Annotated in this window: 11 protein-coding genes; 2 read left to right on the forward strand and 9 right to left on the reverse strand. The window is 65.5% G+C overall.

The window, feature by feature from the left end:
- Positions 1 to 11: 11 nt before the first annotated feature.
- The 5 genes from M2427_RS13885 to M2427_RS13905 form a co-directional block, all read right to left on the reverse strand.
- The gene (locus tag M2427_RS13885) at positions 12 to 488 is read right to left on the reverse strand and encodes a Mov34/MPN/PAD-1 family protein (RefSeq protein WP_280706903.1); all 477 of its coding nucleotides are present in this window, start codon (positions 486 to 488) and stop codon (positions 12 to 14) included.
- Positions 485 to 2269, reverse strand: a complete 1785-nt coding sequence (locus M2427_RS13890; RefSeq protein WP_280706905.1) for a ThiF family adenylyltransferase — start codon at positions 2267 to 2269, stop codon at positions 485 to 487. Before M2427_RS13890 ends, M2427_RS13885 begins: the two co-directional genes overlap by 4 nt.
- Positions 2262 to 3479, reverse strand: coding sequence for a nucleotidyltransferase (locus M2427_RS13895; protein WP_280706906.1), 1218 nt, complete (start codon positions 3477 to 3479; stop codon positions 2262 to 2264). The genes M2427_RS13890 and M2427_RS13895 overlap by 8 nt, the downstream gene beginning before the upstream one ends.
- A gap of 15 nt (positions 3480 to 3494) precedes the next feature.
- Positions 3495 to 4592 carry an SAVED domain-containing protein gene (locus tag M2427_RS13900; protein ID WP_280706907.1) on the reverse strand — a complete coding sequence of 366 codons (1098 nt, stop codon included), beginning with the start codon at positions 4590 to 4592 and terminating at the stop codon, positions 3495 to 3497.
- 296 nt (positions 4593 to 4888) lie between these two features.
- A complete protein-coding gene (locus M2427_RS13905; protein ID WP_280706908.1) occupies positions 4889 to 8656 on the reverse strand; it encodes a vitamin B12-dependent ribonucleotide reductase in 3768 nt (1255 codons plus the stop codon).
- A 768-nt stretch (positions 8657 to 9424) separates the two neighbouring features.
- On the opposite strand from M2427_RS13905, the gene M2427_RS13910 reads away from it, so the two are divergent.
- Positions 9425 to 10321 (forward strand): DMT family transporter, encoded by an 897-nt coding sequence (locus M2427_RS13910; protein WP_280706909.1) that lies wholly within the window; start codon positions 9425 to 9427, stop codon positions 10319 to 10321.
- 1 nt (position 10322) lies between these two features.
- On the opposite strand, the gene M2427_RS13915 is transcribed toward M2427_RS13910, so the two are convergent.
- From M2427_RS13915 to M2427_RS13925, 3 genes are all read right to left on the reverse strand, one after another.
- The gene (locus M2427_RS13915; protein WP_280706910.1) at positions 10323 to 12581 is read right to left on the reverse strand and encodes a CHASE3 domain-containing protein; all 2259 of its coding nucleotides are present in this window, start codon (positions 12579 to 12581) and stop codon (positions 10323 to 10325) included.
- A complete protein-coding gene (locus tag M2427_RS13920) occupies positions 12578 to 12991 on the reverse strand; it encodes a response regulator (RefSeq protein ID WP_280706911.1) in 414 nt (137 codons plus the stop codon). Before M2427_RS13920 ends, M2427_RS13915 begins: the two co-directional genes overlap by 4 nt.
- A gap of 281 nt (positions 12992 to 13272) precedes the next feature.
- Entirely contained in the window at positions 13273 to 13878 is a 606-nt protein-coding gene (locus M2427_RS13925) for a BA14K family protein (RefSeq protein ID WP_280706912.1), read from the reverse strand.
- A 242-nt stretch (positions 13879 to 14120) separates the two neighbouring features.
- Between M2427_RS13925 and M2427_RS13930 the strand changes: the two genes are divergently transcribed.
- On the forward strand, positions 14121 to 14528 hold the full coding sequence (locus M2427_RS13930) for an NADH:ubiquinone oxidoreductase subunit NDUFA12 (RefSeq protein WP_280706913.1): 408 nt from the start codon (positions 14121 to 14123) through the stop codon (positions 14526 to 14528).
- A 409-nt stretch (positions 14529 to 14937) separates the two neighbouring features.
- On the opposite strand, the gene M2427_RS13935 is transcribed toward M2427_RS13930, so the two are convergent.
- The gene (locus tag M2427_RS13935; RefSeq protein WP_280706915.1) at positions 14938 to 15624 is read right to left on the reverse strand and encodes a DJ-1/PfpI family protein; all 687 of its coding nucleotides are present in this window, start codon (positions 15622 to 15624) and stop codon (positions 14938 to 14940) included.
- Between the last annotated feature and the right edge of the window lie 61 nt (positions 15625 to 15685).

The raw sequence follows: 15685 nt of genomic DNA on the forward strand, positions 1-15685 counted from the left end.
GCGGCAGGAACTTAAGCAGATCCGCTGCGCTCCAGTCGGTGGACGGTTATGCGGTCGCAGACCGATACGAATAGGTTGTCGGGCAACGGGTCCCGCCCCACAATCACCATGAGGAAGCCGTTCAGCGCGTGTTCCGAACGCCGGACGCAGTCCGAGATGTTCCGCGTGTCGACGTGGGAGGGTGAGGCCCTGTCTTCGGGGTGCGTGTGCCAGCAACCCACGAAGTGCAGGTCTCGGCCGAACATGGTCTCGATTTCGCGTTGCTCCGCCCGCTCATCGGGCCAGTACGAACAGCGGCCGCGACGATCGGACCGACGGGGGCCGGTGATCGCGCAGACGTCTATGGTCGGAAGCGCGAGACGCGCGAAGAGGAGCCCTCCGGCCTCGCGGTGCCAGAAGCGCGTCTGCCGATGCCGGTCGAAGTGAGAGAGCACGCCCTCGGCGAACACGATCCGCTGCTCGGATTGGCCGATGTCGAACGAGATCACGCGGCGAGGATCCTGACGGCCCGTCCCCAGCGCCGTTCTACGATCGTGGCGCCTTCGAGCGAGTTCGGAGCGACCGCGCGGAGCTCGTCGCTCCAGGAGCCGCCGACGGACTCGACCGCGGCGCGCCTCGCCAGCCATATCCGGTGTGTGCCGGAGCGGATCTCGCCGAGAAGAGCGTCGAGCGCGGCTTGGGCGATCATCGACGTGACGAATCCGAGCTCGACGGGCCCGTACGGGTCGAATGCGGCGCTGCATGCCGGTTCGTGCCGCCGAGGATCCTCGGCCCACCGCGCGGCCACCAGGTGGGGGCTCCCGTAGGCATCGAGGCCCGCGCGCAGACCGTCGCCCGGGGCCGAGATAACGATCGCGTGGCCGGCCGCAGCGAACGGCTCGGTCCATCCGTACACGATAGGCACGTGACGGCCCTGAGCGGCGTGCCACGCGTCGAGCAGGGATTCCGCAGGCCAGTCGCCCATCGCCGACACGATCAGGTCGACGGACGCAAGAGGATCGTCCTCACGCAACAGGAGGTCTTGCACGTCGGCCACGTAGGACACGGCTTCGACGTGGGGCAGGAGTACCCGGATCTGCCGTGCCAGCGCCGGCGCCTTGGGATCTTCGATTGATCGCACGCCGAGAGTATGCCGGCCGACGTTGGCGCTCTTGAGATTCTGTTTGTCGATGAGGAGTAGCTTCCCGACGCCGGCGCGGGCGAGCGCGTGCGCCACGGGGGAGCCGACAGATCCGCAGCCGAGCATCGCGACGGTCGCTTGGCGAAGCGTCGGTACGCGCGCATCGCGGTCGCGTCCGTGGATCCACGCGGGATCGGCCCGTTCGACCGAGTTGCGGTCGCACGGACTGCCGCCGAATAGGCGGGCGCGGACCACGTGCTCCGGCACGGCGGACGCTCGGAAACCCGCAGCGAGCGGATCGCGCCCCCGCAATATGGCGGGGCGGTTCACGACGGCGGTTGCCAGTGCGGGACCGTCGGCGGTGGCCGCACCGAAGACGACGAACGTGTGCTGGAGCCCCTCGCGCGCGAGTTCGTCGAGCAGTTCGGCCGCGCCGGCATCCGCCGCCATCGCGTAGACGTCTTTGGCACAGGATGGATATTCCGAGGGCAAGGGCACGCGGTCGAGCCAGACGAAGGCACCCGCGCGCGAAACGATCTTCGAGGCGCCGAGCTTCGGGGACGCGTTCCGCAGCCATTTGGCGAGCTGGTCGTCATTTTCGGCGATCACTGTTTCCTGGGTGCCCTCCCAGATGCGGACGCGGCGGGACGGTCCGATCGGCTGGAGCAGCGACAGGACGGTCCGAACGGTGCCCCGTTCCGAGTGGTGCCAATAGGTGAGGAATTCGGAGCGAAAATCTTCGTCGAGTCTCCCGGCGATAGCGTCCTCGACCATCGTGAACGCAGCCTGCAGCAGAGCGGCGACGCCGTCATATGGATCGTCCACCGAGATCGTGGCGGTGTCGGGAAAGAGGCATAGGACGCCGTCTTTCTCGACATGAGGCCAAGTCAGAAAGGACGGCCGGTCGACGATGGCGATCCGGGCAGGCGTCGATGGAAAGCCGGACATCACGATCACGTCCAGGCGGCGCTGGCCACCGGTGAAGTCGGCGCCGAAGCGCCAACCCTTCACGGCACCGCGCCCTCGGTAGGCGGACAGTTCCTTCCGGCTCAGGTGGTGAGCGCGCCAGCCGAGCTCCTCCCAGCGCGCCTCGACCGCGGCGACGGCCGCGTCGAAGCGTGCGACGAGAGGATGGCCCGCATCAGGCATTGCGGCGGTCTCCTTCGAGCCGCGGCGGCGCGCGACGCGCCTCGGCCTCGCTGCGAACCAGGCCGGAGGTCAGCACCGTGGGCATGCCGAGGCGGGAGGCGGACCGCTTCTTGACGCGGTCGGCGACGCCGGACCCCACCGACTTGGCGAGGGTCTCGGTGATGAGCTGCTTGTTCGAAAGCTCGGCGGCGTGAGCGAAGTCGCGGCGCGCCCGTTCGAGCCACTCGAAGAATGCCGCCGCGCGTTCCGGATGCTTTCGCCACTTGTCGGCGAAGTTCTCGGTGGGATCGCTTGGGTTGGCGATCAGGAAGTGGCCGTCGGGGGTGCGGCCGATGTGGCGCTGCATGCCGTTCAGCATGGAGAACAGCGCGTCCGAGATCTTGGCTTCGCCGTTGTAGGCGTGGGCGCCGAGCGTCGTGAGGATGATGGAGATCGGCCGCTCGTCGGAGCGCGATACGAACATGATGTCTCGGTGCCGCTTGAGGATCATGACGGCCGACTGCAGCGGGGTACGCACGGCGTAGACCGGGATGTCCTCCGTGCCCGCGCGGATGCCCTTTCGGACGAGTTCGCGCTTCCGCTCCTCGAAGATCACCTCCATGCGACCAACGAACCATTTCAGGTAGCCGCGCGGATTCGAACGCGGCCAATCCGAGGACAGGATCCGGTAGGCGGGATGGTCGATGTCGGTGATGGCGATCGCGGTGTCGGCGAAGCGGTCGTCCAGTCCGTGCGCCTTGAGCAAGATGCGCTGCTCGGCTCCGTTCAGCAGGCCGGGCGTGACGTCCATGTGGAATTGCGCGCCGTCGGCGTACTCGAGGCGCCAGCAGCGGCGGTGCGGCACGACCGGCTTATTCATGTTGCGCTCGCGGGCGTAGGCGACCATCTCGTTCCCGAGCAGGGTCTTGAGATCGTGCTGCGTCGTCTGCGCCTTGGTCAGCTTGCGGAATTCGCAGACCGCATCGACGTCGTAGTCTTCGGCGTCGCTGACCGGCGGGATCACGGTGCCGAGACCGAACGATCCCTGGACGTGGACCTGAGGATCGAACTGGCGGATGCTGGATTTCTCTCGGTTGAGAAATTTGCCGAGCGACTTGTAGCTGCCCTCGGCCTTTTCGTAGGTGCTATCGGGGATGGCGAGCGACTCCGCCAAGTCCTCGAGCGTCTCTTCGGCCTGGGGCGTCACGGTGGGACGCGCGTGGATATTCATGTCGGTCTCCTTGGATCAGTCGGCGTGTTCGAGGTGGTGGGCGAGGGCGAAGCCGCCCAACTTCCAATTCTGGTCGTAAATCTTCAGCGATGGATGGGCCTTCGGTTGCCAGGACCGGCCCGCCTCGACGGCGATGGACACGGGCACGGCAGGGAAGACGTGGACCGTGACGGTCTCGCCGTGCGCGAGCTTGACGTCGTCGAGCGTCTTGCGGAACAGCTTGGCGAAGGCGGCGATGTCTTCGGGGCGACGAACGATATCGTTGTTCGCGCCCTCGGCCGCGATCGACCAGACCGCGGCTTCGGGCCCGAGCACGTTCGCGACGCGCTCGTCGGCGACGGGAGCGCTGATCTCAAGCTTGAGCGCGACCGCACCCATCGTTCGTTCCGGGCGGTGGAGTTCGTACCGCGCCGGCGTCGCCCCCACATCCCACTTCCAGCCCTTCGGGTCGCGCAGCAATTGGCGGACGTCGGCGGTCGCGATGTCAGAGATCAGGCGCCCGAGTTCGAAAAGAAGAGGGATCGGCGCCAGGCCGAACACGGCGAGCCGCTTGATCTCCTGCCTTTCCATCCGGCCGCGAACCTTTTCGGCGAACACGGTCCGCAGGTTTCTCACGTGGGTCGGCCAGTAGGCGGGATCGTCGTCGCGGAGTTCGAGGGTGACGAGGTCGAGGTCGATCCATCCGTCGTCGAGCGGGTAGCGGTCCGGGATCATGGACCACTTGACGGCGCCCTTCTCGACCGGGGACTCGTTCGCTCCGATCTTCGCCGCGTAGCGGATGACGTGGCTGCCGAGATTCTCGTCGATGCCGGTGACAGTCCGGATGCGGGCTTCGTGTCGGCGTTTCATGTCGACGAGCACGTCCTCAGGATGCTCGTCGACCATCTCGCGGTCGAACACGCGGTGATGGACGTCGCAGACCAGCATAAGGTTGTCGGGATCGTGGGCCAGCTGGAAGGAGCGAACGGGATGTCCGCGCGGTCCTTCCGGCGAGTCGGCCACGATGTGCCCGATGTAGGCCTTATTCGCGTTGGCGGCGCCCGAGATCTCGTCGCCGACGAGGAGACCGTTGCAGCCCGCGTACTGGCAGCGGCCGGCCGCGCGGCCCCACACGATGTTCTGGATCCGAACGGGGATCTGCTTGCGCTTGGCCTTCGCGGCCGGAGGCGCTTCCTCGGGGGATTCTGCAACCGAACTCTTCACCGTACGTCCCGCAAGTTGATTCACGATTCGTTCATTGAGCCATTTCGCGGCGGAGCCGAAGCCCGCCGCGAACCTTGTTTTGAGGACCCGGCGCTTTCAGCGCCGGGTCGGCGACTTCGCCGAACGAAGCGGACTTCGGTTCGGCATAACGAAATCGGGGAGGTGTTATTTAGACCTCACCGCCTCGATCTCGTCAGTCGGCATAATCAACTGCACCCGGTTGTACTTCCGCAAGTATCGCACTTCATGCACGTACCATTCCGCACGAGTGTAAAATTGCCGCACTCGCTGCACATCTCGCCTTCGTAGCCTTTGGCCTTGGCTTCCGCGCGGCGCTCGGCCTTGCTGGGGGCCGCGACCGTTGCGGCGCTGCCGGCCTTGCTCCACTGGAGCGCTTCCAGCTTCTCCGTGGGGGAGAGGTCGTGGGCGACTTCCTGCTTCAGCGCGACCGCGCCTTCCAGGACGTCGCCGACCCGGGCGCTCGCGCCGTGCGAGGCGAGCGAGGTGACCTTGCTGCCGCCTGATGGCGCGTTGTCGCTGCCGGAGACGACCGCGGCCGAGCCGCCGCGCATCACGACGAGGTTGTCGGTGCGGGAGCGGGTGAGGCCGCGCGAGACCAGCTTGGTCGCGTGCTGGGTCTCGTCAGGCTCCTTGCCTTCCTCGACGCCCTTGCCGAGCGCGTCGAAGTTCGACTCGGTCGGATCGACATGGGCGAGATCGAAGCGCGACATGTAGCTCACCGCGAGCTCGCGGAAGACGTAGTCGAGGATCGAGGTCGCGTATTTGATGCTGTCGTTGCCCTGCACGGGGCCCGCCGGCTCGAAGCGGGTGAAGGTGAAGGCGTCGACATATTCGTCGAGCGGCACGCCGTATTGCAGACCGAGGGAGACCGCGATCGCAAAATTGTTGATGAAGGAGCGCAGCGCCGCGCCTTCCTTGTGCATGTCGATGAAGATCTCGCCGAGACGGCCGTCGTCATATTCGCCGGTGCGGAGATAGACTTTATGTCCGCCGACGACCGCCTTCTGGGTGTAGCCCTTGCGACGATCCGGCATCTTCTCGCGCTCGCGCATCACGACGATGCGTTCGACCAGCTTCTCGACGATCTTCTCCGAGACCTGGGCAGCGCGCGCCGCCATCGGCTTCTCGTAGAGCGTCTCGACCGCATCGTCCTCGTCCTCGTCATCGCTGATGAGCTGCGAGTTGAGCGGCTGGCTGAGCTTGGAGCCGTCGCGATAGAGCGCGTTGGCCTTCAGCGCCAGCTTCCACGACAGCATGTAGGCGGACTTGCAGTCCTCGACCGTCGCGTCGTTCGGCATGTTGATGGTCTTGGAGATCGCACCCGAGATGAAGGGCTGAGCTGCCGCCATCATGCGGATGTGGCTCTCGACCGACAAATAGCGCTTGCCGATCTTGCCGCAGGGATTGGCGCAGTCGAACACCGAATAGTGCTCGGCCTTCAGATGCGGAGCACCTTCCACCGTCATCGCGCCGCAGATGTGGACGTTGGCCGCCTCGATCTCGCGCTTGGTGAAGCCGACGGCCTGGAGGAGGTCGAAGCCCGGAGCCGCAATGGCTTCAGCACCGATGCCCAGCTGGTCGCGAATGAAGTCTTCACCAAAGGTCCACTTGTTGAAGGCGAACTTGATGTCGAAGGCGGTCGGCAGGGCCTTCTCGACCTTGGCGATGGCTTCATCGGTAAAGCCTTTGGCCTTCAGGGTCGAGGCGTTGATGCCGGGCGCGTTGGACAGCGAGCCATGGCCGACGGCGTAGGCTTCGATCTCCGCGATATCAGCTTCGCGATAGCCGAGCGCGCGCAGCGCCGCGGGGACCGCACGGTTGATGATCTTGAAGTAGCCGCCGCCGGCGAGCTTCTTGAATTTCACCAGAGCGAAGTCGGGCTCGATGCCGGTGGTGTCGCAGTCCATCACCAGGCCGATCGTGCCGGTCGGCGCGATCACCGTGGTCTGGGCGTTGCGATAGCCGTGCTTTTCGCCGAGCTCGATCGCCGCATCCCAGGCAGCCTTCGCATGGGTGACGATGTCTGCCTGCGGGCACGAGGCGTGGTCGAGCGGCACCGGGTTGACGGAGAGCGCCTCGTAGCCTGAGGCCTCACCATGTGCGGCGCGGCGGTGGTTGCGGATGACGCGCAGCATGTGCGCGGCGTTCTTCTTGTAGCCGGGGAAGGTGCCCAGTTCAGCCGCCATCTCGGCCGAAGTCTTGTAGGTGATGCCGGTCATGACGGCGGTCAGCGCGCCGCAGAGCGCGCGGCCTTCCTTCGAGTCATAAGAGAGACCCATGGTCATCAGCAGGCCGCCGATATTGGCGTAGCCGAGGCCGAGCGTGCGGAACTCGTAGGAGAGCTCGGCGATCGCGCGCGAGGGGAACTGCGCCATCATCACGGAGATTTCGAGCACGATGGTCCAGAGCTGGCAGAGGTGCTCGTAACCGGCGACGTCGAACTGCTTGGTCTCGGTGTTGTAGAAGGTCAGCAGGTTCGCGGACGCCAGGTTACAGGCGGTGTCGTCCAGGAACATGTATTCCGAGCACGGGTTCGACGCGCGGATGTCGCCGGACGCCTTGCAGGTGTGCCAGTCGTTCATGGTAGTGTTGAAGTGCAGGCCCGGGTCGGCCGACGCCCAGGCGGCGTAGCCGATCTTTTCCCAGAGGTCGCGCGCCCTCAGCGTCTTCGTCACCTTCTTCGAGGTGCGGGCGTTCAGGTTCCAGTCGCCATCGGTTTCGACGGCGCGCAGGAAGTCGTCCTTCAGCGAGACCGAGTTGTTGGAGTTCTGGCCGGACACGGTGAGATAGGCTTCCGAATCCCAGTCGGTGTCATAGACGTCGAACTGGATGTCCTTGTAGCCTTGCTTCGCAAACTGGATGACGCGCTTGATGTAGTTATCGGGCACCAGCGAGCGGCGAGCCAGCTTGATTTCCCGGCGCAGGGCAGGGTTCTTCTCCGGGTCAAAACAATCGTCGCCCGAACCTTCGCAGTTCACGCAGGCCTTCAGCACCGCCTTGAGGTGCTTCTGGTTGATCTTGGAGCCGGTGACGAGGGCGGCAACCTTCTGCTCCTCCTTCACCTTCCAGTCGATATAGGTCTCGATGTCGGGGTGATCGACGTCGACGACGACCATCTTGGCGGCGCGGCGCGTGGTGCCGCCCGACTTGATCGCGCCCGCTGCGCGGTCGCCGATCTTGAGGAAGCTCATCAGGCCGGACGAGCGGCCGCCGCCCGACAGCTTCTCGCCTTCGCCGCGCAGGCGCGAGAAGTTGGAGCCGGTGCCGGAGCCGTATTTGAACAGGCGGGCTTCGCGGACCCAGAGGTCCATGATGCCGCCTTCGTTGACGAGGTCGTCACCGACGCCCTGGATGAAGCAGGCGTGCGGCTGCGGATGCTCATAGGCCGACTTGGACTTGGTCAGCTTGCCGGTGAAGGGGTCGACGTAATAGTGGCCCTGGCCGGGGCCGTCGATGCCATAGGCCCAGTGCAGGCCGGTGTTGAACCATTGCGGCGAGTTCGGCGCGACCATCTGCATGGCGAGCATGTAGCGGAGCTCGTCGTAGAAGGTCTGCGCGTCCTCGTCGGACGAGAAGTACTTGCCCTTCCAGCCCCAATAGGTCCAGCAGCCGGCGAGGCGGTCGAACACCTGCTTGGCCGAGAGCTCGCTGACGAAGCGCTCTTTCTCGGGCAGGGCGGCAAGGGCATCGGTGTCGGGCACGGAGCGCCACAGGAACGAGGGGACGGATTCCTCCTCGACCTTCTTCAGGCGCGCGGCGACGCCGGCTTTGCGGAAGTATTTCTGGGCGAGCACGTCGGAGGCGACCTGCGACCATGCGGTCGGGACCTCGACGCCGTCCATTTTAAACACGACCGAGCCGTCGGGATTCCTGATCTCCGACGTGGTCAGCCGGAATTCGATTCCCGCATAAGGTGACTGTCCCGAAGTGGTGTGGCGCCGCTCAATCCGCATGGTCTTGCCCCGTCCTTATCTTTGACCGGATCGGCCTCTCGTTGGAGGCATCCGGGTCGCTATTTCGTTTCGCGTTTCCACCCAGGCCTTATCGGCCCAAAGGCACCGCAGTTCAGCCGGTGGTTTCCGGCCCAGTTTCTCCCGGGGATGTCGGGTGCGTGCACCTCTCATCCGCCGGCATGTCCAGGTCCGTCCGCCCCCAAGGGGATGAGCCCGACATGCGTTCAAACGCCCCACAACGCCGCTACGTCTACCTATGCCTTCCGAGCCTGTTGCCGGCCCGTTCTGGCGCCCGAAAAGTCCCCGTCGACAGGGCAGACGAGCCCTCGTCCCGCTGCCTTCGTCTGGCTTGGCGGAGTGCAGTTCTGCGGACCCTTTGGGGGAGTGCCGGCGGGACGCAAACTCACTCGCGCCGAACGGACCGAAAGCTAGGACTCTCCGTTGCGCCCGTCAAGAACTAGTGCGAGTTCCTGAATCAAATACTAAATATGGTGGATTGCGGGGGATAACAGGGGGCAAGGCCTCACCTATTGTGTGCCCAAGTATCAGTGAGTCCTCAGGGATTCCCAACCGAAAAAATTTGCATCCCGTGACCCTACGGACCCTTCATCCCGCTGTTCACAGGGCAGGTATATTTTTGGGCAACGGGATTGCGTCAGCGGGACTCACGTAGTGGTACGGAAGCTGAGGGCAGGCATGCCCGCCGGGGTGGTGACGCGGGGGCCGAATCCGGGCCAAGCTGAGGCTCTGACTTGCCGGACTACCCACATGCTTGATTCGACCAGACCGGGGCTGCGGCCACGCATCGCCCCGGCCGGCCTGATGTTCCTTGCGATCACCTCGATCGGCTGGGGCTTCAATTGGCCGGTGACGAAATTTTTGATCGGCGAGCTGCCGCCGCTGACGCTCCGCGGCGTCACCGGCGTGCTCGGCGCCGTGCTGCTGGCGGCACTCGCGCTGGTGCGCGGCGACAGCCTGAAGGTGGCGTCCGCCATCTGGCCGCGGCTGATGACGGCGGCCATGCTCAACGTCACCGGCTGGATGGTGCTGATGGGGCTGGCGCTGCTCTGGCTGCCGGCCAGTGAAGCCGCGCTGATCGCCTACACCATGCCGGTCTGGGCCTCGCTGATCGCCTGGCCGGTGCTCGGGGAGCGGCCGACGGTGCTGCGCACGCTCGGGCTGGTGATGGCCTTTGCCGGGCTCGCCTCGATCATGGGCGGCAACGGCATTGCCGCCAGCGCCGAGAAGCTGCCGGGGATCATCATGGCGCTATCAGGCGCGCTCGGCTTTGCAATCGGCACGGTGTTCTCAAAGAAGTACCCGATCCATCTGCCGCCGATCACGGCCGCGGCCTGGCAGATCGGCATCGGCTGCCTGCCGATCTCGATCGTCGGCCTCCTGGTCGAGACCTCGCATCTGGACAAGGTGACGCCGGTTGGCTGGTGGCTGCTGGTCTATTCGACCGTGGTGCAGTTCTGCATCGCCTATGTCAGCTGGTTCGCGGCACTCGCCCGCCTGCCGGCCTCGGTCGCCGCGATCGGGACGATGGCGGTGCCTGTGATCGGCGTGGTGGCGTCCGCGCTCGCGCTGCACGAGCCGCTCGGGGCAGGGCAGATCGCCGGGCTGGTCTTCACGCTGGCGGCGGTCGTGCTGGCGACGCGCTAGACTAGCCGGCTGCCATCGCGCCGCCATTCAGCGCCTTGCGGATCATGTCCGCCAGCTGGTTGCGACGATAGGGTTTGGTCAGCAGCAGCACGCCGTCGTCGAGCTTGCCGTGGTGGACGATGGCGTTGTCGGTGTAGCCGGAGGTGTAGAGCACTCTCACACCCGGCCGGCGTTTGGCCACTTCGTCGGCGAGCTCGCGCCCGCTCATGCCGCCGGGGATGACGACGTCGGTGAAGAGCAGGTCGAAGGCCTGGCCGGTGTCGATCAGCTGCAGCGCCGCCTTGCCGTCGGCGGCGGCGACGGTCTTGTAGCCGAGGCTCTGCAGCTGCGCGGTGACGAAGGTGCGCACCAGATTGTCGTCCTCGACGACAAAGATCGTCTCGGCGCCGCCTTCGGCCTGTGGCGCGAGCGAGGCGGTCGTTTCCGTCGTGCCCTGGCCCGGCGGCAGATAGAGCTTGATCGTGGTGCCGTGGCCTTCCTCGCTGTAGATCTTGATGTGGCCGCCGGACTGCTTGACGAAGCCGTAGACCATGGAGAGGCCGAGGCCCGAGCCCTTGCCCAACTCCTTGGTGGTGAAGAACGGCTCGAACGCCTTCTCCTGCACGCCCTGCGGCATGCCGGTGCCGGTGTCGCTGACCGCGAGCATGACGTAGGGACCGGGCCGGACGTCGGCATTGGCCTGCGCATAGGCTTCGTCCAGCACGACGTGATGGGTCTCGAGCAGCAGCTTGCCGCCGTTGGGCATGGCGTCGCGGGCATTGATCGCCATGTTGAGCACCGCGTTGGTGAGGCGCGACGGATCGATGTGCGAGGTCATCGGCCCCTGTTCCAGCACGGTCTCGATCTGGATCTGCTCGCCGAGCGTGGGGCGCAACAGCTTGGCGATATCGGAGATGGCGCTGTTGATGTCGACGTCGCGCGGCTGCAGCGGCTGCTTGCGCGCGAAGGCCAAGAGGTGCTGGATCAGCTCGGCGCAGCGCGCGGCGGCATCGTCGATCAGGCGCGCGGTGCGCTGCAGCTCGGGCTGCCCCTTCAGGCCCGCCACCAAAGTCTCGGTATTGCCCGAGATCACGGTCAGCATGTTGTTGAAGTCGTGCGCGACACCGCCGGTCAGCTTGCCGATCGAGTCGAGCTTCTGCGACTGATACAATTGCCGCTCGGTGTCGCGCGAGGCGGTGGCGTCGTGATAGACCAGCACCGCGCCGGAGATGTTGCCTTGCCCGTCGCGCATCGGCCGGCCGCTGATCATCAGATGGCGCGCGCCGTTGCCGCTGTACGGGCGCACGATCATCTCGAGATCTTCGAACTCCTCGCCGCGCAGCACGCGCACCGACGGCAGCTCATCGGACTTGAGCGGTGTGACGCCGTCGCCATGGAGTACGTCGGACAGCGTGCGCAGATTGCCAAGGCTCATGCCGGTGCGATGCAGCAGCATCCGCTCGGCCGCCGGATTGGACAGCAGCACGGTGCCCTCCTTGTCGATCACCAGCACGGCCTCCGCCATGCTGCGGAACGTGCTCTGCAGCACGTTGACCGACAGGCGCAGCTCGTCATGGGCGGTGACGAGGTGCTCGGTGCGTTCGGCCACGGCGGCTTCGAGCGCCTCCTTTGCGGCTTGCGTCTCGTGCAGCGAGCTCTGAAGCTGCACGGTGGTGCGCTGGCTCTCGCGCATCATCATCACGACCAGCAACAGGATCACCATTGCGCCGATCACGTCGATGCCGAGGAGGACGATGCTGGTGCGGCGTGAATCCTGCGATCGCACGCTAAGCAGCCGTTCCTCCCCTGAACTCAGGCGGTCGAGAGCGCTCATCACCGTGTCCATCAGGCCGCGGCCTTCGGCCTTGCCATTGAGTGCGGCAATCCCCGCCGCATCGTTCGCCGCGCGCAGGCGCATCGCCTCGGCGGCGATGTCGACCCGGCGCAGCACCAGCGGCCCAGTGGCCTCGAGCAGCGCGATCTGATCGGGATTGTCGCGCAAGCCGCGCTTGAGGTCGGCGAGGGCGGGCGCGATCTGGGCATGCGCCGCCTGGAATTCGTCGTTGAAGCTCGAGCTCCGGTAGATCTCGTAACCGCGCGCGGCGCTTTCGGCGCGGCGGATCAGCGCGCGCAGATCCGAGATCTTTCTCAGCACCTCGACGGTGTGGTTGACCCAGGCCGCATCCGACCGCGACTTGACGTCCAGGCCGATCGAGGCGGCGGTGATGAGCAGGAGGATTGCAAGTCCAGCACCGAGAATGACACGCTGCGAAGGGATCAAGGTGCTTCTTTCTGGTCCTTCGGCGGTGCGCTCTCGCTGAGGGATTCCCGGACCGCGGTCAGGAGCGCCTCGGGCGTGAAAGGTTTGCGCAGGCAGCGTGTCGCACCGAGTTCCAGCGCCATGCGCAGGAAGTCCGGAGAAGGCGAGGCGGAAGAGGCAAAGGCGTAGCCCGACATGGCGATCAACGGGATCGCAGGGGCGCGCTCGTGAAAGATGCGGATGGATTCGAAGCCGCGCATATGCGGCATGAAGATATCAACCAGCATCACGTCAAACGTCTGCGCTTCCAGCGCAGCAAGCCCCGTTTCGCCGCCGTCAGTCAGCGTGACGTCGAAGCCCTGACGTAGAAGGAGGACCTCGATGGTCGCGCCGACCATCGGATCGTCATCTACCACGAGGATACGCGGCATGACATTTCCCAGTAGATCGAAGTCCCCACAGCGACTGGTGATATAGGCGAATCGTGCGCCGGGTCAATTTGGATTGGACCGAAATAGATATGCACGGCGCAATGCATAGCGCCTCTGCGCGTTCCTGATGTCGGCAGCCCGGGCTGCAGGTGAATTTCGTCGGATTTCAATGAAAGGTTGAGACGAATCTGCGCGGTCGGTGAAGACTGTTCAGGCGCCTGCACCGGCAAAACAAGAGCGGCGCCGAGATCCGGCGCCGCTCTCGAATAATTCAGGCCGCCTCAGGGGCAGGGATGGCGCAGGCCATCATAGCCGAGATAGGTGCCGGACGCCGGGTCGTAGGACTGGTAGCGCTGGGCGCAATAGGCCGACGCGTCGCCACTGTCGGGTACGACGGCGACGGTCGGACCGTCATCATAGTAGCTGTCGTCGGCATAGTAGGAATCGCCATAGTACGGGCCGCCGCCGTAATAGGCGTAGGACGAGCCGATCGCGCCGATCGCGGCACCTGCTGCGACGCCGGGCCAGAAGCCGCCGCCGCGATGATGCCAGCCGCCGCCGTGCCAGTTGCCGCCGCCGCCATTCCAGTGGCCGCCGGCTGCTGCGAAGTTGCGGCCACCGCCGCCAAAGGCGGGTCCGCCGCTCGGGCGCACTGCCGCGCTGGCTGCGAAATTACCGCCGCCACCGCCAAACCGGGGGCCGCCGCCAAAGCTGCCGCCGCCCATGTGGGTACGCCCACCACCGAAGTGAACGCCGCCGCCGCCACCGCCGAAGTGAGCACCGCCTCCGCCGCCGTGGCCACCGTGGCCCTGGGCGAAGCTCGGGGTCGCGATCGGAAGAACCAGTGCCAGCGCTGCGGCCGCACTCAAAGCTCTCAGACTTTTCATGTTCAAACTCCTTTCCCGGAAGCAAATCCCTTGAAAGGGTTACAGTTCCTGGGATCACGCCGGTTTGCGCATGAGGTGCAGATTTCCATGGCGCGCCTGTACCCGGCATGAATGGATCGCGCCCGTTCCGCGGCGGCCGAGGGGTGTCACCGCGTTTGGGCCGGGGCACGGCCGCGGCGGCCGAACTGGACATTTGGCCGTCCGGATGGCATCAGGACCCCACGAAGCAGGGCCCATGCCGCATGAAACAATTCTTCCTCAAGCTCTTCACCTGGTGGAACGGCCAGACCTTTGGCACGCAACTCTGGACCTCCAGGTTCGGAGAGCTGGTCGGTGAGGACGAGCAGGGCAACCGCTACTACCGCACCCGCGGCGGCAAGATCGACCCGACGCTCGGGTTCGAGCGACGTTGGGTGATCTATAACGGCTATGCGGAAGCGAGCCGCATCCCGACAGGCTGGCATGGCTGGATGCATCACGTCGTCGACGTGCCGCCGACCGAGGAGAACTACCAGCCGCGTGAATGGCAGAAGCCGCACCAGCCGAATCCAACGGGTACGGCCAAGGCCTATCGTCCGCCCGGCTCGACACTTGGCAGCGGCAAGCGCCCCAAGGCGACCGGCGACTACCAGCCCTGGACACCTGGCTAGCCCCAGCTCTCTTCATCACCTCACTACCGGATTGGATGCACACGCATCCTGATGATCTCGCTGTGGACAGCGGGATCAGCGGGGATGCTGTTGGCGTCGGCGTTGCGCCTGATCGAGCGATGCGGCTCAATGAACCATCTTACGGAGATGGGAGACCATCGCGTTCGGTTCGGGCAACAGTTCGCGACTGTCCCGAGATGCAGCGGCCGCCGAGGAAGGACTCGATCGGGAGATAGGCCCCCGGTCTGGAAGCTCCGACATCGCCCGATGAGAATGTGCGCCGCCGTGAGACAGGAAAGGCCGCTCGGGAAACCGAGCGGCCTTTTTCTTTCTTTTGGGGGTATCTCGTGTCTCGGCTCCGCGGAGCAGCGTTGCACGCTGCACCGCGTCCGGGACACGAGAGCCGCGTTTACATCACCCGCTCGGCTGCGCGTCTGGCGGCGTCCAGGCGCCGCGCCTGGAATGGCGCGACGCGCTCCTTCATCAGCGCGAGCACCTCGGCCGGCGCCGTCTCAGGCGAGCCGGCATTGAAGGGCGGTGCGGGATTGTATTCGAGGCGAAGCTGGATGGCTTCCGCAGTGGTGCGGTCGACCAGCAGCGAGACTAGCGTCAAGGCAAAATCGATTCCCGCGGTGACGCCGCCGCCCGTGACGCGGTTTCGATCGACGCAGACGCGCGTTTTCGTCGGCGTCGCGCCGAACAGCGCCAGCATCTCCATCGCACTCCAATGGGTCGCGGCATTGTAGCCCTTGAGAAGCCCGGCCGCGCCCAGCACCAGCGATCCCGTGCAGACCGACGTGACGAACTTGGCGCCCGCAGCCTGCCTGCGCACGAAGTCGAGGGTCTCCTCGTCGTTGAGGAGGGCATCGGTGCCGAAACCGCCGGGAATGCAGATCACATCGAGCTGCGGACAATCGGCGAAGGTCACCGTTGGCGTCAGCATCAGCACGGAATCGCTCGGCACCGGATCAAGCGTCTTCCAGATCAGGTGCATAGTCGCGCCGGGGACGGACGAAAACACCTGCAGCGGCCCGGTGAAGTCGAGCTGGGTGACGCGCGGAAACACCAGAAGACCGATCTGAAGCGGTGCGGACATGAGAGTCTCCAATGAAGTGCTTGACGGGGCCAATCTGGCATGATGCCTTGTTGTCCAAAAT

This window comes from Bradyrhizobium sp. BR13661 (assembly GCF_029892425.1).
GTDB lineage: Bacteria > Pseudomonadota > Alphaproteobacteria > Rhizobiales > Xanthobacteraceae > Bradyrhizobium.